Source organism: Burkholderia sp. ZZQ-2 (assembly GCF_050768715.1).
Lineage (GTDB): Bacteria > Pseudomonadota > Gammaproteobacteria > Burkholderiales > Burkholderiaceae > Burkholderia > Burkholderia cepacia.
The window spans coordinates 27,969-53,806 of the sequence record NZ_LDVA01000291.1; the positions used below are offsets into that span (position 1 = coordinate 27,969).

General features: G+C 67.5%; 27 protein-coding genes. 18 read left to right on the plus strand and 9 right to left on the minus strand.

Annotated features, from left to right (window positions below; all coding sequences use genetic code 11):
* Positions 1-128 precede the first annotated feature (128 nt).
* From ABY44_RS24580 to ABY44_RS24590, 3 genes are all read left to right on the plus strand, one after another.
* Complete coding sequence (locus ABY44_RS24580; protein ID WP_027792169.1) at positions 129-797, plus strand: hypothetical protein; 669 nt, start codon at positions 129-131, stop codon at positions 795-797.
* Between the two features lie 112 nt (positions 798-909).
* Complete coding sequence (locus ABY44_RS24585) at positions 910-1,365, plus strand: hypothetical protein (RefSeq protein ID WP_060170084.1); 456 nt, start codon at positions 910-912, stop codon at positions 1,363-1,365.
* 231 nt (positions 1,366-1,596) lie between these two features.
* Positions 1,597-2,106, plus strand: coding sequence for a hypothetical protein (locus tag ABY44_RS24590; protein ID WP_060170086.1), 510 nt, complete (start codon positions 1,597-1,599; stop codon positions 2,104-2,106).
* 58 nt (positions 2,107-2,164) lie between these two features.
* Here ABY44_RS24590 and ABY44_RS24595 read toward each other — a convergent pair whose 3' ends face one another.
* The 6 genes from ABY44_RS24595 to ABY44_RS24620 form a co-directional block, all read right to left on the minus strand.
* Positions 2,165-3,328 (minus strand): acyltransferase family protein, encoded by a 1,164-nt coding sequence (locus ABY44_RS24595; RefSeq protein WP_196487964.1) that lies wholly within the window; start codon positions 3,326-3,328, stop codon positions 2,165-2,167.
* 154 nt (positions 3,329-3,482) lie between these two features.
* Entirely contained in the window at positions 3,483-4,127 is a 645-nt protein-coding gene (locus tag ABY44_RS24600) for a glutathione S-transferase family protein (protein ID WP_060170091.1), read from the minus strand.
* Positions 4,128-4,246: 119 nt separating this feature from the next.
* On the minus strand, positions 4,247-5,419 hold the full coding sequence (locus ABY44_RS24605) for a porin (protein ID WP_060170094.1): 1,173 nt from the start codon (positions 5,417-5,419) through the stop codon (positions 4,247-4,249).
* 256 nt (positions 5,420-5,675) lie between these two features.
* Complete coding sequence (locus tag ABY44_RS24610) at positions 5,676-6,188, minus strand: DUF4262 domain-containing protein (RefSeq protein ID WP_060170095.1); 513 nt, start codon at positions 6,186-6,188, stop codon at positions 5,676-5,678.
* Positions 6,189-6,312: 124 nt separating this feature from the next.
* Positions 6,313-8,166: an ABC transporter ATP-binding protein gene (locus ABY44_RS24615; RefSeq protein ID WP_060170098.1), complete on the minus strand. Its 1,854-nt coding sequence runs from the start codon at positions 8,164-8,166 to the stop codon at positions 6,313-6,315.
* 96 nt (positions 8,167-8,262) lie between these two features.
* Positions 8,263-9,282: an alpha/beta hydrolase family protein gene (locus ABY44_RS24620; protein ID WP_060170100.1), complete on the minus strand. Its 1,020-nt coding sequence runs from the start codon at positions 9,280-9,282 to the stop codon at positions 8,263-8,265.
* 148 nt (positions 9,283-9,430) lie between these two features.
* On the opposite strand from ABY44_RS24620, the gene ABY44_RS24625 reads away from it, so the two are divergent.
* The 7 genes from ABY44_RS24625 (at position 9,431) to ABY44_RS24655 (ending at position 14,540) form a co-directional block, all read left to right on the plus strand.
* A complete protein-coding gene (locus tag ABY44_RS24625) occupies positions 9,431-10,027 on the plus strand; it encodes a TetR/AcrR family transcriptional regulator (RefSeq protein ID WP_059693653.1) in 597 nt (198 codons plus the stop codon).
* A 177-nt stretch (positions 10,028-10,204) separates the two neighbouring features.
* A complete protein-coding gene (locus ABY44_RS24630; RefSeq protein ID WP_027792159.1) occupies positions 10,205-10,771 on the plus strand; it encodes a TetR/AcrR family transcriptional regulator in 567 nt (188 codons plus the stop codon).
* Positions 10,772-10,995: 224 nt separating this feature from the next.
* The gene (locus ABY44_RS24635; protein WP_021160683.1) at positions 10,996-11,421 is read left to right on the plus strand and encodes an organic hydroperoxide resistance protein; all 426 of its coding nucleotides are present in this window, start codon (positions 10,996-10,998) and stop codon (positions 11,419-11,421) included.
* Positions 11,422-11,478: 57 nt separating this feature from the next.
* Positions 11,479-12,513, plus strand: a complete 1,035-nt coding sequence (locus tag ABY44_RS24640) for an alpha/beta hydrolase (protein ID WP_060170102.1) — start codon at positions 11,479-11,481, stop codon at positions 12,511-12,513.
* 388 nt (positions 12,514-12,901) lie between these two features.
* The gene (locus ABY44_RS24645; RefSeq protein ID WP_027792156.1) at positions 12,902-13,273 is read left to right on the plus strand and encodes a CidA/LrgA family protein; all 372 of its coding nucleotides are present in this window, start codon (positions 12,902-12,904) and stop codon (positions 13,271-13,273) included.
* Entirely contained in the window at positions 13,270-14,004 is a 735-nt protein-coding gene (locus ABY44_RS24650; RefSeq protein ID WP_048028849.1) for an LrgB family protein, read from the plus strand. Before ABY44_RS24645 ends, ABY44_RS24650 begins: the two co-directional genes overlap by 4 nt.
* Before the next feature lie 230 nt (positions 14,005-14,234).
* Complete coding sequence (locus ABY44_RS24655; RefSeq protein ID WP_027792154.1) at positions 14,235-14,540, plus strand: hypothetical protein; 306 nt, start codon at positions 14,235-14,237, stop codon at positions 14,538-14,540.
* A gap of 84 nt (positions 14,541-14,624) precedes the next feature.
* Here the strand turns inward: ABY44_RS24655 and wrbA are convergent, their stop codons facing one another.
* Both wrbA and ABY44_RS24665 read right to left on the minus strand, forming a co-directional pair.
* Complete coding sequence (gene wrbA, locus ABY44_RS24660; RefSeq protein ID WP_027792153.1) at positions 14,625-15,227, minus strand: NAD(P)H:quinone oxidoreductase; 603 nt, start codon at positions 15,225-15,227, stop codon at positions 14,625-14,627.
* A 61-nt stretch (positions 15,228-15,288) separates the two neighbouring features.
* Complete coding sequence (locus tag ABY44_RS24665) at positions 15,289-16,014, minus strand: pirin family protein (protein ID WP_021160676.1); 726 nt, start codon at positions 16,012-16,014, stop codon at positions 15,289-15,291.
* Between the two features lie 128 nt (positions 16,015-16,142).
* On the opposite strand from ABY44_RS24665, the gene ABY44_RS24670 reads away from it, so the two are divergent.
* The 4 genes from ABY44_RS24670 (at position 16,143) to ABY44_RS24685 (ending at position 19,705) form a co-directional block, all read left to right on the plus strand.
* Positions 16,143-17,060 (plus strand): LysR family transcriptional regulator, encoded by a 918-nt coding sequence (locus tag ABY44_RS24670; RefSeq protein ID WP_021160675.1) that lies wholly within the window; start codon positions 16,143-16,145, stop codon positions 17,058-17,060.
* A gap of 94 nt (positions 17,061-17,154) precedes the next feature.
* Positions 17,155-18,276 (plus strand): Fic family protein, encoded by a 1,122-nt coding sequence (locus ABY44_RS24675; protein WP_196486122.1) that lies wholly within the window; start codon positions 17,155-17,157, stop codon positions 18,274-18,276.
* Between the two features lie 62 nt (positions 18,277-18,338).
* Complete coding sequence (locus tag ABY44_RS24680; RefSeq protein ID WP_155637824.1) at positions 18,339-18,503, plus strand: hypothetical protein; 165 nt, start codon at positions 18,339-18,341, stop codon at positions 18,501-18,503.
* Positions 18,504-18,634: 131 nt separating this feature from the next.
* Positions 18,635-19,705, plus strand: a complete 1,071-nt coding sequence (locus ABY44_RS24685; RefSeq protein WP_081072717.1) for a lysozyme inhibitor LprI family protein — start codon at positions 18,635-18,637, stop codon at positions 19,703-19,705.
* Positions 19,706-19,742: 37 nt separating this feature from the next.
* On the opposite strand, the gene ABY44_RS24690 is transcribed toward ABY44_RS24685, so the two are convergent.
* Positions 19,743-20,828: a LacI family DNA-binding transcriptional regulator gene (locus ABY44_RS24690; RefSeq protein WP_060170104.1), complete on the minus strand. Its 1,086-nt coding sequence runs from the start codon at positions 20,826-20,828 to the stop codon at positions 19,743-19,745.
* A gap of 241 nt (positions 20,829-21,069) precedes the next feature.
* Between ABY44_RS24690 and rbsK the strand changes: the two genes are divergently transcribed.
* The 4 genes from rbsK to ABY44_RS24710 all read left to right on the plus strand — a co-directional run bounded on the left by rbsK (position 21,070) and on the right by ABY44_RS24710 (position 25,694).
* The gene (gene rbsK / locus ABY44_RS24695) at positions 21,070-21,996 is read left to right on the plus strand and encodes a ribokinase (protein WP_060085848.1); all 927 of its coding nucleotides are present in this window, start codon (positions 21,070-21,072) and stop codon (positions 21,994-21,996) included.
* 60 nt (positions 21,997-22,056) lie between these two features.
* Positions 22,057-23,376 (plus strand): MFS transporter, encoded by a 1,320-nt coding sequence (locus tag ABY44_RS24700; RefSeq protein ID WP_027792147.1) that lies wholly within the window; start codon positions 22,057-22,059, stop codon positions 23,374-23,376.
* A 37-nt stretch (positions 23,377-23,413) separates the two neighbouring features.
* Entirely contained in the window at positions 23,414-24,358 is a 945-nt protein-coding gene (locus ABY44_RS24705; protein ID WP_027792146.1) for a dihydrodipicolinate synthase family protein, read from the plus strand.
* A gap of 688 nt (positions 24,359-25,046) precedes the next feature.
* Positions 25,047-25,694 carry a hypothetical protein gene (locus ABY44_RS24710; RefSeq protein WP_060170106.1) on the plus strand — a complete coding sequence of 216 codons (648 nt, stop codon included), beginning with the start codon at positions 25,047-25,049 and terminating at the stop codon, positions 25,692-25,694.
* Positions 25,695-25,838: the final 144 nt, after the last annotated feature.

The following is a 25,838-nucleotide window of genomic DNA, read 5'->3' on the forward strand; positions in this document are numbered from 1 at the left end:
TGCGCGATTCGAGGCACTAGGCCGGCAGCGCCGGATCGACGACAATGCGTCCGCGAAAAACGATGAGGTGGAGAGATGAACGAAAATCGAAAATGTATGCATCCGTGCGGGTGCAAGCGAGGTCAACAATGAACAGGCCGGACAAATCGTCGAAAGCGCGTGCAGCGCTCGACCAGCTGTTTTCGGGCATGGCGCCCACGGACGAGACGCGCGCGTCGCGTCCCGGCAATCCGTTCGAAGCGAACGCAAACGAGGCATCCGCCGGCACGGGCGTGCGCGGCGGTATCGAAGTCACGCTGTCGACCCGGATTCAGCTGCGCGGTTATCCGAATGCGGACGCATTCATGAAGCGCATGGCCGAAGCGTGGGGGCTGGATTGGGGGATGTACGACAGCGTCAAGGCCATCGCGACGCTGCCCGCCGGATGGCGAGCGCGCCGGCTTCCGGAAGTCACGCAGATCGTCGACGGGCACGACGTGCTGCGCGCGGAGAGCAGCCTGCAGGGCGGCGAGATGTCGTACCTGAAAGTGCATCCGCGGTACTACATCGACGCACGCAAGGGGTTCGGCTGGGGCAAGTCGTCGAAGGCGTCCGACGATCCGGATCTCGACGGCCCCGACTGGAACTGCTTCGTGGTCGATCGCGAGAAGTCCGTCGAAGTGCATGAATTGACGACCTCGTCGCTGAAAGCCGACATGGACAACGCACGGGCGACGTTGCTGAAATGGCTGGACGAAAACTATCCGAAGCATCGCGATCCGTTCGCTTACTGGACGGATTGCGAACGGGCGTCGTGATGTGGCTTGGCTGCCCGGTTCGGCATCGCGGGCACATGCTGCCCGACCGGCGCCGGAGCGGGGGCGGCACACGCTGCTTCGATTCCTCGGCCGGTTGCGCCGGGGGCGCCAATTGAAACGCGCCAGTGTCGTCCCGATTCTCTGGGCGGCATTCGCCGCGGCGGTCGGCTCGACCGTCGTCGAGCTGCTGCTCTGGCCGATCGCCGGCGATGATGCGATCGGGAACCTGCTGCGCGACGCACGCCTTACGGCCGCCATCGCGATGGGGCGACGCGTGCTCGACGCGTCCGCCGGCTTCGATCCGCTGGTCATGGCGGTGGCGACCCTCGTGCATATGGTGCTGTCGCTGGTCTATGCGGCCGTGCTGGTGAAAACGATCCGCACCCTGTCGTTCGCGGCCGCGCTACTCGCAGGCGGCGCGTTCGGCCTCATCCTGTACGGCGTCAACCTGTACGCCTTCACAGCGATCTTCCCGTGGTTCGTTCCGGTTCGTGGTGCGATCACGCTGGTGGCCCATCTGGTATTCGGGATCAGCGCGGCGGCGGCCTACCGCTTCGCGAGGCGCTAGGCCGGCGCCAGCCGCCAGCCGCGGCATCGACTGTCGAAGGTTCCCGCGTTGATCAATCGCACCAGACCCCTGGAATAAGCACGCGCGCCGCATCGTTTATCCGGCAGGAGACCCTGTACGTAGCGGCGGCGCGTTACCGCCGCGTGGTGAATCGTGCGTGAGCGATTCGATGTGTCGGGCACCGCCAACGGTGCCCGCGATCTAGCGGTCGGGGGCAATCAGGAGCCGATCATGGGCAACTTGTTTCGAGCCGGGATAGGTATCGTCTGTCTCGGCTGTTCCGCGGCGGTCTTCGCGCAAACGTACGACGATCTGGCGGGCGACACGGCCAACTGCCGTGCAGTCGTCGCGCGAGCGAACATCGACGGCACGGACCAGCAAATCGTCGGGCGTGCGTGCCTGCAGGACGACGGCACATGGCAGTTCGTGCAGAGTCCCGATGGTAGTGTTTTATGGTATCCGGCGGTGGACTACCCGTATGCCGACCTGGGGTACTGGGGGCCGCCGCTTTTCATCGGCGCGGGCGTGGGCTTCGTCTTCATCGATCGTTTCCACCACTTCCACCATTTCCACCATTTCGATCCGGTCGTTCACGTCAACGGGATCGAACATCGCCGCTTCGGCGTGCCGACCGGTGCCGGTTTTCACCATGGCGCGTTCCCGGTCGGCGCGCATCGCGAATTCGGCGGAATGCATGGGTTCGGCGGCATGGGCGGGGCGGGGGGCATGCGGCGACATTAGGCTCGCATTTCCGGCTTGATCGTGCGCCTTCTTCCAGCTGCGTCAGGCATGGGGGCGCTTACAGGATCGACGCGAGTCTCGGCACCCGGAGCAGGAGGCCGGCAATCAGGTAGCACGTGACGCAAGCGACACCGCCGGTCACGGCGAATTTCAGGAACGGGGACACCGGCACGGTTCGCCATACGAGGGCGATACCCACCAGCACCGGGGGATGGATGATGTAGATCGTGTACGCGCGCCGGGACAGCGACTGCCATGCGCCCGTCAGTCGATCGAAGCGCCGCTGGAAACGGCTGGCAAGAAACAGGCTCGTTCCCCACGCGACCAGCGGCTCCCAGAATGCGTAGATCACCTCCTGCGGGTGGCCGCGCAATGCAGGAACGTGCTTGGCGAGCAGGTAAGCGACCGGCAGGACAGGGAGTGCCAGCAGTGCGATGCGCCACCACAGTCTGACCTGCCGTGCCGGCAGATGCTCGATCCAGTGCACGCGCGCGGTCCGGTACCCGGCTGCGTACAACACGACGTAGCTCGCGAAGTAGCCGAGCTGTAGCCCCCATACGTTGATACCTACCGGCCATCGGGACCGCAACGCCAGTGCCGCGATACCCGTGAGCAACGCCGCGGCGGCCAACGTCCTGTCGGACGGAAAGGGGTTCCGGTCGGGGCGGTTCGTATCGCGCGCCACGGTGCGCCGGAAGGCGATGTGCCAGAGTGCTGCAGCTGCGCTGAACATCAGCAGCGCCTCGGCGAACCACATCGGGCCGTTCTCGAACGTGCCTTTCCGCCACAGGCGACCCAGCGTATCCGCGAACGGGTGGCCTCCGCCCGATTGCGCCAGGGCGATCGTTGCCGGGCCGATCACGAAGCCGTACACCAGCAGAGGCAGGCCGAGCCTGATGAACCGGTCGGCGAGGAAACGGGCGGCGCCCTTTCGATCGATGGATGGCGACGTGTAATAGCCGGCCAGGAAAAAGAACAGGCCCATGAAAAAGGCCTGGTTGATCGCGCAGAAGAGCGTCAGCAGTGCGGATTCCACGGACGGGCGGGCAGCCACCTCGTGGTAGTACCACCCGCCGAGCGCGCCGTACGTGATCGCGCAGTGGTGAAAGACCACCAGCAACGTCAGGCACGCGCGCAACGCGTCGAGGCCGGCGTTTCGATGGACGGCTGCCGCCGTGTCCTGCCGAGAAGCGAAGTCGACCGGGACGTCCTGAGCGCTCATCACGTTGCCTGCGTGGTTGGTCAGCGATGACCCGCCTGGCGACGATCCTGGTCGCGACGACGCATGCGAATCCGGCGGGCGTACAGGTCGGCACCCTACACCGTTGTTCTTACAACCATCCAACAAGCCGCCCCGCCGTTGGCGCGGCGCCCGCTCAGTCGAGCTTGCCGCGCAGGTCGTCGAACGGAATCATCACGTGCGTGCGATACGCGGGCCGCGCTTTCAGCCGTTCGTACCACGCTTGCACGTGCGGCAGGTCCGGCCGGGCGATGTCGAGCTCGAAATAACGATACAGATGCGTGCCGGCCGCGATGTCGGCGAGCGTGAGCGTGTCGCCCGCGAGAAACGGTTGCCCGGCCAGCACCGCATCGAGCGTCCGGAAGTATTGCGCGCACTGCGCGATGCTTTGCTCGACGCGCGCCGTGTCGCGCTGCTCGGGCGGCGTCCGGTAGAAGCCCCGGAACACGCCGTTCAGGAACGTCGGCTGCAGCGTGGTTTGCGACCAGTCCATCCAGCGGTCGGCGCGCGACTGTTCGGCCGGATCGTCGCGCCAGAAACCGGGGCGCCCGTAACGCGCGGCGAGGTAGCGCAGGATGCTGTGCGATTCCCAGACGACCGTGCCGCCGTCGTCGATCACGGGCACGCGCCCGTGCGGGTTCATCGCGAGAAAACCGGGCGTGTCGAGCACGCCGAACTGCCCGCCGGCCGGCACGTGCCGATGCTCAAGCGCGAGCTCGTCGACGAGCCACATCACCTTCTGGACGTTGAATGCATTGCGGCGCCCCCATACGGTCAGCATGCCGGCCTCCTTGTGTCGTGCGGAACATGAACGCGGACAGTGTAAACGCCGCAGGCGCGCACCGCGGTGCGCGCCTGCCGGCTGTCGTCCGTCGCTGTCGTCGCCTGGCGGCGACGCGATCAGAACTTGTGGCGAATCCCGACGATCGCGAGTTCCTGCGTATCGGTGCCGGAGTTCACGCCGTACGAGCCGACCGACGCGGCGGCCTTCACGACCGCACCGTTCGCGTTGAGCGTGTTGCCGCTCGCCTTCTGGTAGCCGAACAGCGCATACAGGTCGGTGCGCTTCGACAGCGCGTAGTCCGCGCCGAGGTTGACCTGGTTGTAGTGCGCGGAAGACGGGCCCGTCAGCGACGTGTAGTTGTAGCCGACACCCGCGCGCAGCGCCGGCGAGAACTGCCAGTTGAAGAACGCGGAGCCGTTGTTGAACTTCGCGTTCTGGCTGAACGCCGACAGCGTGTCCGCGCCGTACTGCGTATTCGAATACGCGAGGCCGAAGGTGGCGGGCCCGGCCACGTACTGGCCGGCCACACGCACGATCTGGATCGACTTCGCGCTCGAGAAGCCCTGGTTGATCACGGTGTTGAACAGCGTGTCCGAGCTGCTCGACCACGTGCGCACGCCGTTCGCGACCGAGGAGCCGCCGTTCGCGTAGAAGAAGCCGGCGCCGAGCGACAGCGGGCCGTTCGCGTAGCTTGCGCCGAAGCTGTACGTACGGCCGCTGCCGGTGGCGCCCGCGACGCCGCCGAAGCCGTACAGGCCCTCGAACTGGAAGCCCGAGATCAGCGGGCTCGTGTATTTCACCGAGTTGCTGACGCGCAGGCTGTTGTCGTAGTTGTCGAGGTCGCCCGGCGTCGCGAACACGCCGCCGAAGTAGTTGTCCTGCGTGAGGCCCTGCACGAGGTCGACGACCGGATCGTACTGGCGGCCGAGCGTGACGGTACCGTACGTGCTGCTTGCGAGGCCGACGACGGCCTTGCGGCCGAATTCGCGTCCGCCCTGGCCGAGTGCGCCCGTGCCGATGTTGAAGCCGTTTTCGAGCTGGAACAGCGCGGCCAGGCCGCCGCCGAGATCCTCGGTGCCGCGCAGCCCCCAGCGGCTGCCCGACAGGTTGCCGCTGCTGAACTTGACGAGGCTCGACGCGTTGCTGCCGTTCGCGTTCTGCGCGTTGTGGACATAGGCGATGCCCGCATCGGCGATGCCGTACAGCGTGACGCTGCTTTGCGCGTGGGCGCCGGCGGCGAAGAGCGCGGCCGGCAGCGCGAGCAGTGCGAATGAACGGACTGGTTTCATTGTTGGATTCCCCGTTGGTCGATTGGTCTGACGAGTCGGTGAACGATACGGACAGCACATCGTCGAGGGAACCAATAAATTGTCGGATCGTTATGAGGCGGCGCGGAGATGGATGCGCGCGCAACCGGCCGGCGGCCGGTGCATGGGGACGTTATGCGTCATACGCTGGATGAACGATGCACACATGTGCATCGCGCGCGCTGCATCGCGACGTCGGCTGCAGGGCGTTCACTGTGCGCGCGATCCTGCGCGCGGGTCAGTGGTGTTGGTTGCCGGCTCCGAACAGGCGCGGCTGCGCGGCGTTCAACGCGTCGTCCGCTTCCGGCTGCCACGGGAAAACTCCGTCGCGGTCGGGCCACAGCAACTGGACGCACGGGAACGCGTCGTTGCCGTAGAACCAGCGGTTCCAGCCGAGATGGGCTTCGTAGTGCGTCTTCTCGACCGGCATCAGCAGCGCGTTTGCGTTGCCGAAGACGGAATCCGTGACCTCGCCGACCGGCGGCGGCGTGCCGGCTGCGACCATCCGGTAGATGTCCCACAGCACGTCATGGACGATGCGCGCCGGCATCGAGAACACGATGAGTTCCGGAAAACCGTGGTTGACCCACAGCCCGGTCGTGAAAGAAAACCCGGGTGCGTCCCCTTCCGCGAACACTTCCGTGCGGAACCACCCGTGCTGACGAATCCGCTGCACGAATCGCTGCTCGTCTTCCTCGAGCACCGCATCGGGCGCGTCGAGCGCGGTGGCGATATCCGGTCGCGTGGTCATGCGGGGCTCCTTGGATCTGCGTCGGGCGACGGGAAGCCGGGGGCTGGTATCCCGCCGGCGGGAATGCGACCGTGGCCGAACCGGCCGGCGATCGCCGTGCGCCATGTTGCCACAGCGGTCCCGCCTACTGCTCCGCCTTCTCCACCTCCGCCGTTTCGCCGAGGAACCCGCCGCTCTGGTGCGCCCACAGCGCCGCATAGATGCCGCCGGCCTGCAGCAGTTGCTGGTGCGTGCCTTCCTCGACGATGCGCCCTTCGTCGAGCACGATCAGCCGGTCCATCGCCGCGATGGTCGACAGCCGGTGCGCGATCGCGATCACCGTCTTGCCGCTCATCAGGCCGTCGAGGCTGCGCTGGATCGCGACTTCGACCTCGGAATCGAGCGCGCTGGTCGCTTCGTCGAGCACGAGGATCGGCGCGTCCTTGAGCATCACGCGCGCGATCGCGACGCGCTGCCGCTGGCCGCCCGACAGCTTCACGCCGCGTTCGCCGACCTCGACGTCGTAGCCGCTGCGGCCGTGGCGGTCGCGCAGTCGGTCGATGAATTCGGACGCCTCCGCGCGCACGGCCGCATCGTGCATCTCGCGCTCGGTGGCGTCGGGGCGCCCGTACAGGATGTTCTCGCGCATCGTCCGGTGCAGCAGCGACGTATCCTGCGTGACCATCCCGATCGCGCCGCGCAGGCTGTCCTGCGTGACGTGCGCGATGTCCTGCCCGTCGATCCGGATCGTGCCGCCGCCCACGTCGTAGAAGCGCAGCAGCAGGTTCACGAGCGTCGACTTGCCGGCACCCGAGCGGCCGATCAGGCCGATCCGCTCGCCGGGCCGGATCGTCAGGTTCAACCCGTCGAACACGGCACGGTCGTTGTCCTCGTGCGCGAACTGCACGTTGTCGAACACGATCCCGCCGCGCTGCACCGCGAGCGGCTTCGCATCGGGCGCGTCGACCACGCTGCGCACCTTCGTCAGCGTATTGATGCCGTCCTGGATCGTGCCGACGTTCTCGAACAGCTCGGTCATTTCCCACATGATCCAGTGCGAATAACTCGACAGGCGCAGCGCCATCGCGATCACCGCCGCGACGACGCCCGCGCTCGCCTCGCCGTGCATCCACAGATACAGCGCGAGGCCGGTCGAGCCGACCAGCAGCAGCGTCGACAGCAGGTGATTGACGATCTCGAACGCGCTGACGAGGCGCATCTGCGCGTCGCCGGTCGCCTTGAACGCTTCCATCGCGCGCCGCGCGTGGTCGGCTTCCCGCCGCGTGTGCGAGAACAGCTTCACGGTCGTGATGTTCGAATACGCGTCGGTGATGCGGCCCGTCATCAGCGCGCGCGCATCGGCCTGGCGGCTGCCGACGGCGCCCAGGCGCGGCACGAAGAACGCGCATGCCGCGCCGTAGCCGAGCGCCCACAGCGCGAGCGGGATCATCAGCCGCCAGTCGAAGCTGGCCGCGAGCGCGAGGATGCCGATCAGGTACGCGGCGACGCCGATCACGACGTCGACCGACATGAACAGCGCATCGCGCACCGCGAGCGCGGTCTGCATGATCTTGGTCGTCACGCGGCCCGCGAATTCGTTCGCGTAGAACGACAGGCTCTGGTCGAGCATCAGCCGGTGAAACAGCCAGCGCAGCCGCATCGGGAAGTTGATCGCGAGCACCTGGTGCTTGACCATCGTATGCAGCGCGATCAGCAATGCGCTGCCGGCGAGGATCGCCGCGAAACCGGTGAGCGTGCCGAAGTGCCGGCCGCCGAAATCCGCCGGCGTCGCGGACGCGAGCCAGTCGACCACGCGGCCCATCATCGCGAACAGCGCGGCTTCGTACGCGGCCAGCGCGGCCGACGTCAACGCGATCAGCAGGATCCAGCTGCGCGCGCCTTTCGTGCACGCCCAGACGAACGAGAAGAATCCCCTCGGCGGCGTGACGGGATCTTCGAGCGGGAAAGTCGGCAGGCGCCGTTCAAACCACGAAAACATTGAAACCTCTCCTTGATGCGGCCACGCCTGCCGGCGCGGCCGTATTGCCTGTTTCAGGTGCGGCGCCTTCGCTGCGCCGCGGTACTGCACACGTGTTCACTGCGACCGGATCCACGCCTCGATCGGGGCGAGCGTGCCGGGCGCATACGCATGGCGGCCGAGCGCCATGTACAGCCATGTCTTCCACGTCGGCCAGTCGGACTCGAGCTGGTAGTCGAACCAGCCGGCGCGCAGCAACCCATGCGTCGCACCGGGCACGACCACCACGCGCCGGTCGGGCCGGTTCGCGAAGGCATGCGTGTAGGCATTCGCCTCGTCGACCGGATCGACATTGCGGTCCTGCGCGCCCCACACGGCCAGCACGGGCCCCTGCATCGTCGCGAGCGCCTGCGACGAATCCTCCAGGTAATTGCGTGCGATGAAGCCGAAGCGGCGCGGCTCGATGTCGGGGCGCCGGTGCGGATCGGCGGGTATGTCCGTCCGGCCGAAGATTTCGTCGTTGTCGCGTCGCTCGGCGGCCAGTGTCGCATCGATTCGATCCGGCTGCAGGCCCGTTGCCTGGAGCTGCTGCCGCGTCAGGTAGGTGCCTTGCCGGCGCCAGCTGACGGCGCCGCCGACGATCACCGAGAACGCCGGTCGCACCGCATTCGCGACGCGCGGCACGACCCAGCCGCCTTGCGAGAAGCCGAGCAGGCCGATCTTGTGCGCGGGGCCGACGACGGCGCGCACGCGCGCCATCGCGGCGAGCGTTTCGTTCGCACGATCCTGCATCGATTGCGCGAGCCAGTCGCCGCCGCTGCGGCCGGTGCCTTGCTTGTCCCATGCGAACACGCCGATGCCGGCGTCGAGCAGGCTGTTGACGAGCGGCAGCATCGCGTCGTCGGAGAAGCGGGTGCGCGGCCCGTCACCGTGCACGAGCAGTACGATCGGCGCGCCGGGCGCATGGGCCGGCAGCGCGAGCGTGCCGACGAGGTCGGCGCCGTTGGTGTGGAAAGTGAGCGACGACACGTTCGCGCTCTTCAGCTCGAAGTCGGCGAGGCCGCGCAGCACGAGGGCACCGGCCGCGACGAGCACGAACAGGGCGAGCGCGATGCCGGCAATGACGATTCGTTTCAAGAGGCCCTCGGTGCAGTGGTGTGAGCGGATGTCGCAGGCGGCATGTGCGTGGGCACGCTGCCTTGACGCCTGCAGGACGTCGCCACGATAATAGATCGATTAATCAGTCTAATAAAGATTCGAGTCATCGTCGAGTACGGAGTGCCTGTTGAGAAAGATCGATCCTGAAAGAGTGGAAGCGAAGCGGCGCCAGATCCTGGATGCCGCGATCGACTGTTTTGCGCGCGACGGTTTCCATGCGACGTCCACGGCCGCGATCTGCAAGGCAGCCGGCATGAGCCCCGGCAACCTGTTCCACTATTTCCCGACGAAGGCGGCGATCATCGAGGCAGTCGCGCAGGACGACCAGCGCGAGATGGCCGAACTGTTCGCGCGGTACGCGGACGCCGACGACGCGCTGGCCGCGATCGAGGAGATCGCACTGACGTTGATGGAACTGTCGAGCGATCCCGTCTATGCGCGCATCTGCGTCGAGACCGCGGCGGAGGCGACGCGCAATCCGGATGTCGCCGCGCTGTTCGCGGCGAACGAGGCGCAGGTGAAAGGGCGGATGGTCGCGCTGATCAAGCGCGGTGTGGCGCAAGGGAAGATCGACGCAAGCCTGAAGCCCGATCTTGTCGCGACATGGCTGCTCGCGCTCGCGGAAGGCGCGGTCGGGCGCGTGGTGTTCGAGCCGGGGTTCAAGCCGCGCGCGCACCGGGCGATGTTGCGGACGATCATTCAGCGGATGTTGAAGCCGCAGTGAGGATCGCGGATCAGGCTTGACGCCCGCCCGGTTCGGGCGCAATGCGCTGCACCGAACCGGATGCGGGCATCCCGCGGCCATTGGCCGGCGAGCACGGACAAGGCGTTCGGTGCACTACGCATTGCGCCCTTAAAAAAGTTCTTGACTGTCTATCTATGAGTAGATAAAGTTCGCTCCATGGAAACGAAACCGACCGTCCGCGAACAGATTCTCGACCATGCGACCACGCTGATGATGCTGCGCGGTTACAACGGCTTCAGCTATCGAGACCTGTCCGACCTGGTGGGCGTGAAGACGTCGAGCATCCACTACTACTTCCCGTCGAAGGACGACCTCGTGCTGGAAGCGGTGGCGGCGTATAGCGACGAAGTCCTCTCGGCCATGCGGGCGATCGATCCGGCGTTGCCGGCCGACGTGAAGCTGAGCCTGTACACGAAGATGTTCGGCCGGACGCTCGGCGACGGCAACCTGATCTGCCTGTGCGGAATGCTCGCGGCCGACATCGAAACGTTGCCGGAGAATGTGCGGCAGGCGGTGCAGGCGTTCTTCAAGGCCAACGAAAGCTGGCTGGCGGAATTGTTGAAGCAGGGTGCGCGGGAAGGCACGCTGCAGTTCAGCGGCGAGCCCGAGACGGCCGCGCGCACGTTGTACGCGGCGTTCCAGGGCAGTGTGCTGGCCAGCCGGCTGTTTCACACACGGGCGCGCCTCGAAGATGTCGAGGCCGTCTGGAAAAAACGGTCCTGACGGAGCGCGCATGCAGTGAGGCGGTTCGCCGCCTTTTTATTGAATCTCACTGTCTATCTATAGGTAGATAGAGTTCTGGCGCAGATGGCTTGACCATCTGCATTTTTTGGGGATGTTTGTCTATCTATGAGTAGATAAACAAGTGCGATGCGAGCAGCACGGCTGTCGGCACGCGGTCCCCGGTTCGAAGGCTGTTTCATTCATTTGCTGAAAAGGAGTCTGTCATGTCGATCGAAAAAGTGCTGTACCGCGCCCATGCAAAAGCCACCGGTGGCCGTGACGGCCGTGCCACGGTGCCCGAGAGCAACCTCGACCTGAAACTGACCACGCCGCGCGAGCTCGGCGGCGCGGGCGGCGCAGGCGCGAACCCCGAGCAACTGTTCGCCGCCGGCTACAGCGCGTGCTTCATCGGCGCGATGAAGTTCGTCGCGGCCCGCGACAAGATCGCGATGCCCGCGGACGCTTCCATCGAAGGCAGCGTCGGCATCGGCGCGATCCCGAACGGCTTCGGCATCGAAGTCGAACTGACGATCTCGCTGCCGGGCCTCGATCGCGACATCGCGCAAACGCTGATCGACCGCGCGCACCTCGTGTGCCCGTATTCGAACGCGACGCGCGGCAACATCGACGTCACGCTCACGCTTGCCTGATCAGTCGCACTGCGAATCATCCATCGTCATTTACGCCTGAAGCCAAGGAACACCATCATGAAGATCGTCAAGCCGCTGCTGATCGCTGCCGCCGTCGCCGCAGTACTGTCCGCCTCGACCACCGCATTCGCCGCCGGTGCCGATACCGTCCGCCCCGATGCGACGACGAGCACTTTCCTCGCCGCGCTGAACGGCCAGAAGGGCCCGGGCCTCGAAACGCTGAGCCCCGCGAAGGCGCGCCAGGTGCTGGTCGACGCGCAGAACGGCACGAAGGTCGACCTGTCGGGGATCGACGTGTCGAACCGCACGATCGAACAGGACGGCCTGTCCGTACCGGTCACGATCGTCCGCCCGCAAGGCGCGACGGGCACGCTGCCGGTGTTCGTGTTCATTCACGGCGGCGGCTGGGTGCTCGGCGATTTTCCGACGCATGAACGCCTCGTTCGCGATCTCGTCGTGCAATCGGGGGCCGTCGCGGTGTTCGTGAACTACACGCCGTCGCCGGAAGCGCATTACCCGGTCGCGATCAACCAGGCGTATGCGGCGACGAAGTGGGTGGCCGCGCACGGCGCGGAGATCGGCGTCGACGGCAGCCGCCTCGCGGTGGTCGGCAACAGCGTCGGCGGAAACATGGCGGCCGTGGTGGCGCTGATGGCGAAGGACAAGGGGGGCCCCGCGATCCGCTTCCAGGGGCTGATGTGGCCGGTCACGGACCACAACTTCAACACGGGTTCGTACAACGCGTATCAGCAAGGGCACTTCCTGACGCGGCCGATGATGAAGTGGTTCTGGGATGCCTATACGAAGAACGAAGCGCAACGCAACGAGATCTACGCGTCGCCGCTGCGCGCAAGCACCGCGCAGTTGAAGGGCCTGCCGCCCGCGCTGATCCAGGTCGCGCAGTTCGACGTGCTGCGTGACGAGGGCGAAGCGTACGGCCGCAAGCTCGACGCGGCCGGCGTCGATGCGACGACCACGCGCTACGACGGCACGATCCATGATTTCGGTTTGCTGAACGCGCTGGCCGGCGACGCGCCGACGAAGGCCGCGACGAAGGCGATGGCGAATGAACTCGCGACGCGACTGAAGTAAGCGACGGGTTCGCACTCGCGCTGCCCGTGAGGCGGGGCAGCGCGAGTGCGCATGACGACGAGGCGGGCGCATGCCCGCCTTTGTTGCGTGCGGCGCGTGAACCGGGCGAACGTGTCGGCCTGCAACCCGCACGCCCCGATCGCCCGCGATTTTTCGTCCCGGTTCGGCAGCACGAGCTCCGGCGCGAATCGCGCCGCATCGTCGGCTTCGCGTGGTGCTTCACGGCGTGCCCGTGACCACCCGCATCGTTGGCCCCGGCGCCCGCGAGGCCCCGCGCCGCGGGCATTGTTGGTACGATCGCGCGTATCGTCCACGCCGGCGCCGCAAGCCGCCGGCCATCGGTCGCGCGGCCGTACGACAGCGCGGCCCCGTTCGGGAGAAGCGTTTCATGCTGCAGGCGTTCGCGGTCTTGCTGACCTTCCAGTGTCTCGGGGAAGGCGTGTCCTACCTGTTCGGCCTGCCGGTGCCGGGCCCCGTGATCGGCATGCTGCTGCTGTTCGGCTTCGTGATGCTGCGCCCGCAGGTGGCCGACACGATCGAGCCAACCGCGCTCGAGCTGTTGCGCCACCTGTCGCTGCTGTTCGTGCCGGCCGGCGTCGGCATCATGGTGTCGGCCGACCGCGTGCGCGGCGATGCGCTCGCGGTCGTCGTCGCGCTGGCCGTCAGCACCACGCTCGCGATCGCCGTGACGGCGCTCGTCACGCGTGCGCTGCTGCGGCGCCAGCGGCGCGCGGGCGATGCGGTGGAGGGCACGCAATGACGGCCTTCCCGAAACTCGGCGCGATCTGGGTCTATCTCGCCGCGAGCCCGCTGCTGGGCCTGACCATCACGCTGATCGCGTATCTGTTCGCGCAGGCCGTCTATGCGCGGGCGCGCTTCAACCCGCTCGCGAACCCGGTGCTGATCGCGGTTGCGCTGATCGTCGTGCTGCTGACGATCACGCACACGCCGTACCCGACGTATTTCGAAGGCGCGCAGTTCGTCCACTTCCTGCTCGGCCCCGCGACCGTCGCGCTCGCGTTGCCGCTGTACCGCCAGTGGTCGAAGCTGCGCCGCGCCGCGGTGCCGCTGCTGGTCGGCCTGCTCGCGGGCTCGCTGACCGCGATCGTGTCGGCGGTCGGCATCGCGGCGCTGTTCGGGGCGTCGCACCAGACGATCGCGTCGCTCGCGCCGAAATCGGCGACGACGCCGATCGCGATGGCCGTCGCGGCGGAAATCGGCGGGATTCCGTCGCTCACCGCCGTGCTCGTGATCTCGACCGGGATCTTCGGGGCCGTGTGCGCGCGCGGGATCCTCAACGCCCTGCGCGTCGACGAACCGGCCGTGCGCGGGTTCGCGCTCGGCGTCGCGTCGCACGGGATCGGCACCGCGCGCGCGTTCCAGGTCAGCGAGGAGGCCGGCGCGTTCGCCGGGCTCGGGATGGGATTGAACGGCGTGCTCACCGCCTTCGTCGTGCCGGTCCTGCTGCCGGTGCTGTCGCGCTGGATCTGAGCGCCGGCCGGGCCAGGCCGGGTTATCGGTTTCCCTGATGGCGCGGGCGACGCGCCGGAACGACGGCGTACGCGGTGCCCACGTATCGTTGCCGTTATCGGGAGAATTCAGGAACGCACAAGGACAAGTACATACTGTTCGGCTAACGTTGCATCGGCGCCGTTGTCGCAAGCGGTCGTGTGCGCGCCGGTGTTCTATCCACAATCAACAATCGACAAGGAGGTCCGGCCATGAAGAAGTCTCGCGTGGTTTCGGTGGCAGTGGCAGTAACGGCGTCGTTCGGTCTGCTGTTGGCAGCCGCGCCGGCGGCATACGCGCAGGATCCGGCGTCCGCGCCGACGCAGAAGCAGATCGACAAGGCGCAGAAGAAGGCGGCCCGCAAGGCCGCCCGGGCGCGTCACGCGTCGGACCTGAAGGCGATCGGCACGGGCAGCGGCTACCGGCTGACCAACGACCAGAGCAACTACCCGCAGAACGCCGCGCAGAAGGCGCCCGCGACGAAGGCGGCGCCCGCTGCTCCGGCGTCGGGCCAGTAACAACGGCCGGGCCTGGGCACAGCGCACACGGCGCCGGGTCGACCGGCGCCGTGTGCGCGTGTGCGGGGCCGCGAAGGCGGCCTGTTACGACGCGAGCTTGCTGGCGAGTTCCGCGACGTGCTTGCCTTGATAGCGCGCGATGTCGAGCTCGTTCGCGCTCGGCTGGCGGCTGCCGTCCGCGCCCGCGAGCGTGGTGGCGCCGTACGGCGTGCCGCCGGTGATTTCGTTCATGTTGACGAGGCCGCTGCACGCATACGGCACGCCCACGATCACCATCCCGTGGTGCAGGAGCGTCGTGTGGAACGACGTGATCGTCGTTTCCTGGCCGCCGTGCTGCGTGCCGGTCGACGCGAACACGCTGCCGATCTTGCCGACGAGCGCGCCCTTCATCCACAGGCCGCCGGTCTGGTCGAGGAACGTGCGCATCTGGCCGGCCATGTTGCCGAAACGGGTCGGCGTGCCGAAGATGATCGCATCGTAGCCGGGGAGTTCGTCCACGGTCGCGACCGGCGCAGCCTGGTCGACCTTCACGCCGATCGCCCGGGCCTGGTCGACGGGAATCGTTTCCGGCACGCGCTTGAGCGTGACCTCGACGCCGGGCACCGATTTCGCGCCTTCCGCGATGTGCTGCGCCATCGTTTCGACGTGCCCGTAGGACGAGTAATAAAGAACGAGTACCTTGGCCATGTTGCGAATCTCCGATTAAAAGGGCCCCGCGTTCAGCGGGGCCCGGTTTCCCGAACGGGCTTTATGCCCACTCGGCCGTTACTTCGACCGGACGCAGGTCGAACACCAGCACTTCGGCATCCTTCCCGTCGGCGAACGTCAGCGTCCGTTCGTCGCGGATGCGTACGCCGTCGCCTTCGCCGAGCGTCACGCCATTGACCGACACGCTGCCGCGTGCCACGTGCACGTACGCAAAGCGGTCCGGCGCCAGTTCCAGCGTCGCGCGTTCGGCGCCGTCGAACAAGCCCGCGTAAATCCGCGTGTCCTGCCGGATCTTCAGCGAACCGGCGTCGCCGTTCGGCGATACGACGAGGGCGAGCTTGCCGCGCTTGTCGTCTGCGGTGACATTCGTCTGCTGATAGCGCGGCTCGGCACCCTTCTCGGCCGGACCCACCCAGATCTGCAGGAAGTGGACCGGCAGTTCCGGCGAGTGGTTGAACTCGCTGTGGCGCACGCCCGTGCCCGCGCTCATCAGCTGCACGTCGCCCGGCACGATCACCGAGCCGGTACCCATCGAGTCCTTGTGTTCCAGCGCGCCGTCGAGCACGTACGACAGGATCTCCATGTCGCGGTGCGGGTGCGTGCCGAAGCCGCGGCCCGGCGCGACGCGGTCGTCATTGATCACCAGCAGGTCGGAGAAGCCGACTTGCTTCGGATCGTAGTAATTCGCGAACGAAAACGAATGACGGGAGCTGAGCCAGCCATGCTCCGCACGGCCACGTTGGTTTGCTGCACGGATTTCGATCATGATTTTTGTTCCTCAAGACGCCGGACCTCGGAAGTGGGACCGGCCGTTCGTTGAGGTGAATCTTAGGTCAATCGATTTGACAAATAAATGGCTGTAGAGATAATGACTGTCGCTATGGAGTGGACAATATGGAAATCAACGACCTGAGGATCTTCGTCGCGACGGTCGATGCGGGCAGCTTCACGGCGGCGGCCGATCAACTGATGCTGTCCAAGCAGTTCGTCAGCCGGCGCACGATGGCGCTGGAGGCGTCGCTCGGCGTGCGGCTGTTGCACCGGAACACGCGCAACCTCGCGGTGACCGAATCGGGGCAGGAGTTCTATGCGCGCGCGCAGCGGATCCTCGCGGAAATCGCCGACGCCGAGCAGGCGATGTCGGTGCGCAGCACCGAGTTGCACGGGTCGCTGAAAATCAGCGCGCCGCTGTCGTTCGGGATCACGCACGTGTCGCCGCTGATCGCCGAGTTCCTGTCCGCGCACCCGGCCGTGCGGCTGAACCTCGACCTGACCGACCGGCGCGTCGACCTGATCGGCGAGGGCTTCGATCTCGTGCTGCGGATCGGCTCGCTCGAGGATTCGACGTTGATCGCCCGCCCGCTGGGCGCGTGGCGGATGGTCGCGTGCGCGAGCCCCGCCTATCTGAAGCGGCAGGGCACGCCGCAGACGCCGGCGGATCTCGCCGGCCACACGTGCCTGCTGTACGGGCGCGAGCGGCGCATCGGCTGGGAATTCCGCGTCGACGGCGCGGCGCGCACGTTCGACGTGCAGGGGCCGCTCGTCGCGAACAACGGCGAAGTGGTGCGCGACGCGGCGATCGCGGGGCTCGGCATCGCGCTGCTGCCGCACTTCATCGTCGGCGCGGCGCTCGACAGCGGCGCGCTCGTGCCGGTGCTCGACGCGTATGCGCCGTCGCCGATCACGCTCAACGCGGTGTTCCCGCAGCATCGGGAGGGATTCGTCACGCTGCGCACGTTCATCGGGTTTCTCGCGGAACGGCTCGGGGAGGCTGCGCCCGCGGCGAAGGGCGGGGCGGGCCGGGCACGGTAGCGGGCCGGTTTGCGGGGAATGGAGGCTTTATTCTCCGCAAGATTTGCAGAGAATATTGAACCGTGCGGTGAATCGGTGGGATAATCTCCGCATCATGAGCGGAGATTACACCTTCATCTGGGCGTCGGCCGACTGGCCCGCATGGCGCTTCGACCTGCCTGCACTGGCAACGCCACTCGCCGACGTCAGCCGTGCGCAAGGCATGCTGGCCGGGCGGCTGGCGGACGTCGGCCTGGCGCTGCGCGACGAGGCCAGCCTGGCCGCGCTGACGGAGGACGTCGTCAAGACCAGCGCGATCGAGGGCGAAAGCCTGAACGTGGCATCGGTGCGGTCGTCGATCGCGCGTCGGCTCGGCGTCGATATCGGCGCGCTGGCGCCGGTCGACCGCCACGTCGAGGGCGTCGTCGACATGGTGCTCGACGCGACCACCCATGCGGCGGCGCCGGTCACCGAAGCCCGTCTGTTCGGGTGGCATGCGGCGCTGTTCCCGACCGGCTACTCGGGGATGTCGCGGATCACGGTCGGTGGCTGGCGCACGGATGCGACCGGGCCGATGCAGGTCGTGTCCGGGCCGATCGGCCGGCAGCGCGTGCATTTCGAGGCGCCGCCCGCCGCGCGCCTCGCCGACGAAACCGGGCGCTTTCTCGCCTGGCTCAATGCCGCGCCGGTCGAGCCCCTGCTGATCCGGGCCGGCCTGGCCCACCTGTGGTTCGTCACGCTCCATCCGTTCGACGACGGCAACGGCCGCATTGCACGTGCGCTCGGGGATCTGGTCCTGGCGCGTGCCGACCGCAGTCCGCAACGCTTCTATAGCCTGTCGGCGCAAATCCAGCGCGAGCGCAATGCGTATTACGACGTGCTGGAGCGTACGCAGCGCGGTTCGCTCGATGTCACGGAATGGCTCGCGTGGTTCCTGACCGCGCTCGGCCGGGCCATCGATCACGCGCATGCGACGCTCGATGCCGTTCTGGTCAAGGCGCGCTTCTGGCAACGATGTGCCGGCGTCGCGATGAACGAGCGTCAGGCCAAGGTCATGAATCGCCTGCTCGACGGCTTCGAGGGGAAGTTGACGAGCACCAAGTGGGCGGCGCTCGCGAAGTGCTCGCAGGATACGGCGCTGCGTGACATCACTGAACTCGTCGAGCGGGGCGTGCTGCAACGCTCGTCGTCCGGCGGCCGGAGCACGAGTTACGAGCTGGTGCCGTTCGACGGCTGACCGCCGTATTGCGTCGGCCCGCGGATCGGGAAGGCCGGCAGGCGCCACAACGCGATCACGCCGTGCGGCCTGTGAAGGGGCACCATGCGAGCCGCGGGCTCGAACTGATCGTTGCGTGCGCATCGATCCTGTCGGTCGATGCCGCCGCGGAAGCCGCATTGTGCGACGGCATCATGCAATGCAGCGAGGCCGCCGCGACGGTTGCGCCGACATCGAACGTCGATTGATCGGCGTCGCGCATTCGGGTTAGGCTTCGGCGAGCAACGGCATGCGCTCCATGCCGGGCCGGGCGTTTTTACCTCGAATGCCGCGTGCAGGTAGCTTCTACAGGCGCGCGATCCAGCGACGATCCAAGCCGATGATCCTCCAGAACCGATCGAATGCTCGCGGGAAAACCGCGATTTCCGCCGGCGATGCATTGCACATCAGTGTGCGATCCGTCGCGGCGGCCGCGCTGCTGACGCTGTTGCCGGCCGCCGCGCACGCGGCCGGCTTCGACTGCGCGAAGGCCGCTTCGCCAACCGAGAAGACGATCTGCGCGGATGCCGCGCTGTCGAAGCTCGACGGCGACCTCGCGGCGGCGTGGAAGCAGGCACTCGCGAAAGGCGGCGACACGGCCGCGCTGAAGGCCGCGCAGATGAAGTGGCTCAAGCAGCGCGACCGGTGCGGCGCCGACGAATCGTGCCTCGGCGACCGCTACCGCGAACGGCTCGCGAGCCTGAACGGCAGGCCGCTGGCCGCCGATCGCTGGCAGCAGACGTGGTACATGAAGAGCGCCAACCCGTCGTTCGGTGGCGTGCTGACGTTCACCGGCACGCCGCCGCGACTGCATTTCGAGCTGGCCGGCAACAATGGCGCGAATACGGGCGGGCTCGACGGCGACATCGTGCTGCACGGCGACGTCGGCACCTACCGCAAGGACAAGTGCCGGCTCGAGTTCGAACGGAAGGGCGGACGCGTCGGCATCACGCAACACGGCGCGGATTCCGACTGCGGGGCCGGCATGGGTGTCTTCTACGGCGGCGAGTACTTGACTGCGTCGCAGTTCCAGGCCGCGCCGGCGGCCGACCTGCTAAGCCTCGAGGTCGTCGCCGACCCGACGCAGAACGCGACCGCGCACAAGCTGCTCGGCGCCGATTACCAGACGCTCGTCGACACCGCCAATTACAGCACCGACGAAAAGGATCTCGACGGGCTGAACGCGCACGTGACGTCGTACTGGGTGCGCGGCATCGCGACGACGAACGCCGCGATCGTGATGCGCCGCGGCAACGATCTGTGGATCGGGCTGCTCGTGTTCGACGCGCAGAGCAACGTCCGGATGCGCTATTACTCGAACGTGTCCGCGTGGAAGAAAACCGTGCCGAAGACGATCCAGGCGTGGCACGACAATCTCGACAAGACGCTGCCGGTCGACGTGATGCAGTGACGAGCGGGCCGGGCAGCCGAAGCCGCCCGCCACGGCTTCATTTCTTTTCCGCTGCGCGCGCGTGAGCCGGTGGTGCAGCCGATCCCCGCGTACGCAATTCGGGCAGGACGGCATGACCGGGCCCCGTCGCGCCGTTCTCGAGCGCGTCGAGCAAGGCCTGTGCGGCCTGGCGCCCGATCGCGTCGGTGTCGACCCACATCGTCGTCAGCGGCGGCTGGATTTCGCGCGCGAGCGCGACGTCGTCGAACCCGGTGATCGACAATTGCGCGGGCACGTCGATGCCGAGCGCCTGCGCCTCGAGCAGCGCGCCCAGCGCGAGCGCGTCGTTCCCGCAGATCACAGCTGTCGGCCGCGTCGCCGCATCGCTGTTCGCGATCGCGCGCAGGCTCGCCCGCCCGAAGGCGATCGTGGCCGCGCCCTCGTGCTGATGGACGGGGCGCACCGCGAGCCCGCGCGCGGCGAGCGTGTCGTGAATACCGCGCAGGCGGGCCTGCACGCGGTCGTTGTCGGTCGACGGCTGCATGATGATCGCGAAATCGCGATGGCCGAGATCGAGCAGGTGGGTGGTGAGCCGCGCGAATGCCGCGCGGTTGTCGAAACCGATGCAGCAGTGCGGGCTGTCGTCGCGATACGCATAAGTGACGACGTACGGCACGCGGTGCATCGCAAGGAGTTCGAACAGTTCCGGCGGATACGCTTCGCCGACCAGCGACACGGCCTCCACGCCGCGCGACAGCATCGCGCGCACCTGGGCCAGCGCCTGCGCGGGATCGTAATTCGAGCAGCCGAGGAACAGCGTGATGCCGTGCTCGGCCATGACCGTCTGCATGCCCGCGACCTGCGACGCGAACACCTGGTCGTCGAGTGTCGGAATGATCGCGCCCGTGATGTGGGTGCGCGTGGACGCGAGCGCGCGGCCCGCCGCATTCGGAATCCAGTTCAGCGCGCGCGCCGCGTCGCGCACGCGCTGCTGCACGTCGGCCGATACCTTGCCGGGATCGTTGTATACACGCGAGACGGTCGCGGTCGATACGCCGGCCAGCTTCGCGACATCGCCGAGCACCGAGCGGCCGCTGCCGCGGCGCGCCCGGGGCGCGCCGGCGCGGGACGGAGGCGTGCTCATCGGCCGGCTCCCGGTGGGGCGGCAGTGACGGCGCCCCGCGTTGTCAAATGCGTCATTGTTTACCCTCGATTCGTGGTGGCGCCGCTTGCATTCCCGCTCGACCCTGTGAGAATGTAAGCGCTATCTTGGCGTGCTTCCGCATTATGTCAGACACATATTCTATCCATATCGTGAGATTTTCATCGACGACGGCCGATTCGGCCATTTTGTTCGCCGCGAATGTAAGCGATTACATTGCAAAATGAGCGATATCCTTTCACCGCGCATCGCCGTCGTCGGCAGCGTGAACATCGACCTCGTGACGCGCGCGCCGCGCCTGCCGGTGCCGGGCGAGACGCTGCTCGGCACGGACTTCCAGACCGTCCATGGCGGCAAGGGGGCGAACCAGGCGGTCGCGGCCGCGCGGCTGGGCGCGTCGGTCGCGATGATCGGCTGCGTCGGCGACGACGCGTTCGGTGCGCGCCTGCACGATGCGCTGGCGGCCGAACGCATCGACGTGACGCACCTGGGCCGGATCGGCGGCACGGCGACCGGGGTGGCCACGATCACGGTCGGCGCGGGCGGCGCGAACAGCATCGTCGTCGTGCCCGGCGCGAATGCGCGCCTCGATGCCGACCGGATCGACGCGGCGCGCGATGCGATCGCCGAGGCCGCGCTGCTCGTCTGCCAGCTCGAAGTGCCGGTTGCCGCCGTCGCGCGCGCCATTGCCTGTGCATCCGCGCACCACACGCCGGTGCTGCTCAACCCCGCGCCCGCGCAGCCGCTGTTCGACGCGCTGCTGGCACGGGTCGACTACCTCGTCGTCAACGAAACCGAAGCCGAATCGCTGACCGGCATCGCCGTCGGCGACGACGCATCGGCCGTGCGCGCCGCCGATGCGCTGTGCGCGAAGGGCGTCGGCAACGTGCTGGTGACGCTCGGCGCGCGCGGCGTCTGCTGGCGCGGCGGCGCCGGTAACGGCCGCCTGCGGGCGATGACGGTGGCCGCCGTCGATACGACCGCGGCCGGCGACACGTTCGTCGGCGGGTTCGCGGCCGCCCGCGCGGGCGGCGCGTCGATGGACGACGCGATCGGCTTCGGCCAGCGCGCCGCCGCGATCAGCGTGACGCGCCACGGCGCGCAGACCTCGATTCCGACGCGCGAGGAAGTGGCGCGCCTCGAACCCTGAATGCCGCATCAGACGGACAGGCCGGAACCGGCCGATACCAGTGACATGGAGACAACCGCAATGAACGAAACCCCGACCGTCCCGCCCGCACCGCCGCGTATCCGGCGCGGGCAACGCATCGCGCTCGCGCTGTTGATGGCGAGCGGCATCGTCAACTACCTCGATCGCGGCACGCTGGCCGTCGCGAGCGCGGCGATCCGCGGCGATCTCGGCTTGTCGCTCGCGCAGATGGGGCTGCTGCTGTCGGCCTTCTCGTGGAGCTATGCGCTGTGCCAGTTTCCGGTCGGCGGGCTCGTCGACCGCATCGGGCCGCGCCGGCTGCTCGGCGTCGGGTTGATCGTCTGGTCGTTCGCGCAGGCGGCGGGCGGCATCGTGTCGACTTTCGGCTGGTTCATCGTCGCGCGCATCGTGCTCGGCATCGGCGAGGCGCCGCAATTCCCGTCGGCCGCGCGGGTGGTGAGCAACTGGTTTCCGCTGCGCGCGCGCGGCACGCCGACCGGGATCTTCAACGCCGCGTCGCCGCTCGGCACCGCGCTCGCGCCGTTGCTGCTGTCGATCCTCGTCGCGTCGTTCCACTGGCGCTGGGCGTTCATCGCGACGGGGGCGCTCGGCCTCGTCGTCGCCGTCGTCTGGTTCGCGCTCTATCGCGATCCGGTGCGCGCGCAACTGTCCGCCGCCGAGCGCAACTACCTCGATGCCGACGCGCAAAGCGTGGCCGCGACACCGAAACTGACGTTCGTCGAATGGCGCAGCCTGTTCTCGCACGGCACGACCTGGGGGATGCTGATCGGTTACTTCGGATCCGTGTACCTGAACTGGGTCTACCTGACCTGGCTGCCGGGCTACCTGACGATGGAACGCCACATGAGCCTGATCCGGACGGGCTTCGCCGCGTCGGTGCCGTTCCTGTGCGGGTTCGTCGGCTCGCTGGTGGCCGGCTGGGTGTCGGACCTGATTACGCGCCGCAGCCGCTCGCCGGTCGTGAGCCGGCGCAATGCGGTGGTGGTCGCGATGCTCGGGATGGTCGTCTTCACGATCCCGGCCGCGCTCGTGCAGAGCAACACGGTGGCGCTCGCCTGCATCTCGGTCGTGATCTTTCTCGCGAACGCGGCGTCGGCCTGCTCGTGGGCGCTCGCGACGGCGGCCGCGCCGCCGAGCCGCGTCGCGTCGCTCGGCGCGATCCAGAATTTCGGCGGCTTCGTCGGCGGTGCGCTTGCGCCGATCCTGACGGGCATCATTGCGCAGAAATGGTCGTTCGTGCCGGCGCTGCTGACCGCCGCGGCGATCGCGTTCGCGGGTGCGATCGCCTATCTGCTGCTGGTGCGCAAGCCGATTCCCGAGCAGGCCGCGAACGCCGCGCCCGGGCCGTTGCCCGCGTGAGCCTACCCCCCGCATTCACTGAAGCAAGGAGAAACAGATGCAACAGCAGCAAGCGAACGTGACCATCGAAGGGATCGTCCCGGTGATGCTGACGCCGTTCGACGATGCCGGCGCGATCGACTACGCAGGGCTCGAGCGGCTGATCGAGTGGTATCTCGCGCACGGCGCGGATGCATTGTTCGCGGTCGCGCAATCGAGCGAGATGCAGTTCCTGAGTCTGGCCGAACGCGCGGAGCTCGCGCGCTTCGTGGTCGAGCGGGTGGCCGGGCGCGTGCCCGTCGTCGCGTCCGGGCACATCAGCGACGATCTCGACGCGCAGGCCGCGGAGCTGTGCGCGGCGGCCGAATCGGGCGCGCAGGGCGTCGTGCTCGTGACCAACCGCCTCGATCCGCAGCGCCAGGGCAGTGCCGCGTTGCTCGACCACCTTCACCGGCTGCTTGCGCGATTGCCGTCGGACCTGCCGCTCGGGCTGTACGAATGTCCGGCGCCTTACCGGCGGCTGCTGTCGGATGACGAACTGCGCGCGTGCATCGACACGGGCCGGTTCGTGATGCTCAAGGACGTGAGCTGCGACCTGGAAACGGTGAAGCGGCGGGTCGCGCTCGCCGAGGGCTCGCCGCTGAAGATCCTCAACGCGAATGCCGCGATCGCGCGGGATGCGATGAAGGCGGGTTCCGCCGGCTTCAACGGCGTGTTCACCAACTTTCATCCGGATCTGTACCGGTGGTTGCGCACGCAAGGGGATGCGCATCCCGAACTGGCCGACGAGCTTTCGACGTTCCTGGTCGTCTCGGCGGTGTCGGAGGCACTCGGGTACCCGGCGCTCGCGAAGCTCTATCACCAGCGGATCGGCACCTTCGCGTCGATCCGCTGCCGTGCGATCGACTACGACGTGCGTGAACGATTCTGGGCACTCGATGCGGTGCTCGACAAGATCGTGGCCGGCACCGAGCATTTCCGTCGTCGGATCGCTGCGCAATAGAGCGCGTGGTGTGTCGTCCGTGTTCTGTGGTGCGCGACGGCATCGCGTGCCGTGCAGGCGGATGCTCGCGCGTGGGGGCGCAGGGCGGCGCACGGTGGCTGCAAGCACGGTCGGTTTGTCGCGATGCGTTGCGTTGTGTACGCGTCGCGACAAGCGGTGTTGGTGGCGTCTCCGCGATCGCCGATGATGTGAACCCGGCGCGTGCTCGGCCCCAACGTATGGCGCGGCGAATCCATCGGCGTTTCTATGCTGTCGAGGGCGGCAAGGGTACCTGTCGCGGCGGGGCCGCTGCATTCGTCGACGGTCAGCGTTGCCCGTCGTCATGAATGACGATGGGCTGTCGATACGGCACCGACGCGCGGTCTGACCTTCATCCATTTCATCGCACTATCCTGCCCGCGAGCCTCAAGCCTCAAGCCTCAAGCCTCAAGCCTCAAGCGCCGGTGCCGGTGCCGGTGCCGGTGCCGGTGCCGGTGCCAAGCCAAGCCACAACCGCGCCGCCGCCGCTCGTCCGTCCGACGCGTTGCGTCCCGCGATCCGCCGCCGACGGCTGACCGGTGCATGTTCACGTCGGGCGACAAAAGCACACAAATCTGATCATCCCCCCTCATCGTTTCTTGTAACGATTCGTAATATCGCGCCGCCGAGCGCTTTTCCCGACGAACCGTTGAATCCGCATCCGCTTCCCATGCAACACGTCACGACGACAAGCCAGCCACCGATCCTGGCGGCACCGGTAGATCCCATGCTGCACGGCGTGATCGATGAGGTCGTCCACCGGAGCGTGTCGGAAGCGACGACGCGCAGCGGCTACATGCGATGTGCCGACTACGCGATCGTCGGCGCGCAGGTGCTGACGCTGCTGACCGGCAAGCCGTACCGGCCGTTCGCGGGTGGGGAGGTGCTGGATTTCGGCGGCGGCAACCTGTATGCGCTGTGCACGACGCGCGAGCGGCGCCGCACCGCGCGGCACCTGTCGCAGCTCGCGAGGTATCACTGCTGGATCGAGGCGCGTCATGACGATATCGGCGGCCGTGCGCGCAAGGAAATCGTCGATTTCACGCTGCGCCACGACGAGACCGTGGCGAGCCATCTGGGGATGCCGTACGCACGTGCGTACCAGGCGTATTTCTGGGGATGGGACGACGAGCACGCGGTACCGGCCGAACTGCACGGTCATCCGGTCTTCGCGAAACAGGGCCCCGTGTGGCGCTGGGCGGAGCGTGAATGCACGTCGCTGCTGCGCGCATACGAGCGCGAACGGCCAGGCCATTTCGGGCGTCAGGTGTCGCGTGCGATCGATTTGTTTGCCGATCGCGTCGAAGGTCTCGGCTGACGGCACGGCCTGCCGTGATGGAGCGAACCGCGGAAGGGCGCCCGGCGCATGCTTGCGCACCGCCGGCGTCTGCGTGATGTGCCCAGGCGGGACGCCGTGCGCGGCGGCGCGAGCCGGTCGATCCATTGACCGGCCGCCGCCGCG

Excerpts from the sequence above, each read along its gene's own strand:
- wrbA (WP_027792153.1), bottom strand. The coding sequence starts at position 15,227 with ATGGCCAAGGTACTCGTTCTTTATTACTCGTCCTACGGGCACGTCGAA.
- ABY44_RS24630 (WP_027792159.1), top strand. The coding sequence starts at position 10,205 with ATGGAAACGAAACCGACCGTCCGCGAACAGATTCTCGACCATGCGACC.
- ABY44_RS24600 (WP_060170091.1), bottom strand. The coding sequence starts at position 4,127 with ATGCTGACCGTATGGGGGCGCCGCAATGCATTCAACGTCCAGAAGGTG.
- ABY44_RS24645 (WP_027792156.1), top strand. The coding sequence starts at position 12,902 with ATGCTGCAGGCGTTCGCGGTCTTGCTGACCTTCCAGTGTCTCGGGGAA.
- ABY44_RS24590 (WP_060170086.1), top strand. The coding sequence starts at position 1,597 with ATGGGCAACTTGTTTCGAGCCGGGATAGGTATCGTCTGTCTCGGCTGT.
- ABY44_RS24690 (WP_060170104.1), bottom strand. The coding sequence starts at position 20,828 with ATGAGCACGCCTCCGTCCCGCGCCGGCGCGCCCCGGGCGCGCCGCGGC.
- ABY44_RS24710 (WP_060170106.1), top strand. The coding sequence starts at position 25,047 with ATGCAACACGTCACGACGACAAGCCAGCCACCGATCCTGGCGGCACCG.
- ABY44_RS24595 (WP_196487964.1), bottom strand. The coding sequence starts at position 3,328 with ATGAGCGCTCAGGACGTCCCGGTCGACTTCGCTTCTCGGCAGGACACG.
- ABY44_RS24640 (WP_060170102.1), top strand. The coding sequence starts at position 11,479 with ATGAAGATCGTCAAGCCGCTGCTGATCGCTGCCGCCGTCGCCGCAGTA.
- ABY44_RS24635 (WP_021160683.1), top strand. The coding sequence starts at position 10,996 with ATGTCGATCGAAAAAGTGCTGTACCGCGCCCATGCAAAAGCCACCGGT.
- ABY44_RS24665 (WP_021160676.1), bottom strand. The coding sequence starts at position 16,014 with ATGATCGAAATCCGTGCAGCAAACCAACGTGGCCGTGCGGAGCATGGC.
- ABY44_RS24610 (WP_060170095.1), bottom strand. The coding sequence starts at position 6,188 with ATGACCACGCGACCGGATATCGCCACCGCGCTCGACGCGCCCGATGCG.
- ABY44_RS24655 (WP_027792154.1), top strand. The coding sequence starts at position 14,235 with ATGAAGAAGTCTCGCGTGGTTTCGGTGGCAGTGGCAGTAACGGCGTCG.
- ABY44_RS24580 (WP_027792169.1), top strand. The coding sequence starts at position 129 with ATGAACAGGCCGGACAAATCGTCGAAAGCGCGTGCAGCGCTCGACCAG.
- ABY44_RS24670 (WP_021160675.1), top strand. The coding sequence starts at position 16,143 with ATGGAAATCAACGACCTGAGGATCTTCGTCGCGACGGTCGATGCGGGC.
- ABY44_RS24685 (WP_081072717.1), top strand. The coding sequence starts at position 18,635 with ATGATCCTCCAGAACCGATCGAATGCTCGCGGGAAAACCGCGATTTCC.
- ABY44_RS24705 (WP_027792146.1), top strand. The coding sequence starts at position 23,414 with ATGCAACAGCAGCAAGCGAACGTGACCATCGAAGGGATCGTCCCGGTG.
- ABY44_RS24605 (WP_060170094.1), bottom strand. The coding sequence starts at position 5,419 with ATGAAACCAGTCCGTTCATTCGCACTGCTCGCGCTGCCGGCCGCGCTC.
- ABY44_RS24700 (WP_027792147.1), top strand. The coding sequence starts at position 22,057 with ATGAACGAAACCCCGACCGTCCCGCCCGCACCGCCGCGTATCCGGCGC.
- ABY44_RS24615 (WP_060170098.1), bottom strand. The coding sequence starts at position 8,166 with ATGTTTTCGTGGTTTGAACGGCGCCTGCCGACTTTCCCGCTCGAAGAT.
- ABY44_RS24675 (WP_196486122.1), top strand. The coding sequence starts at position 17,155 with ATGAGCGGAGATTACACCTTCATCTGGGCGTCGGCCGACTGGCCCGCA.
- rbsK (WP_060085848.1), top strand. The coding sequence starts at position 21,070 with ATGAGCGATATCCTTTCACCGCGCATCGCCGTCGTCGGCAGCGTGAAC.
- ABY44_RS24650 (WP_048028849.1), top strand. The coding sequence starts at position 13,270 with ATGACGGCCTTCCCGAAACTCGGCGCGATCTGGGTCTATCTCGCCGCG.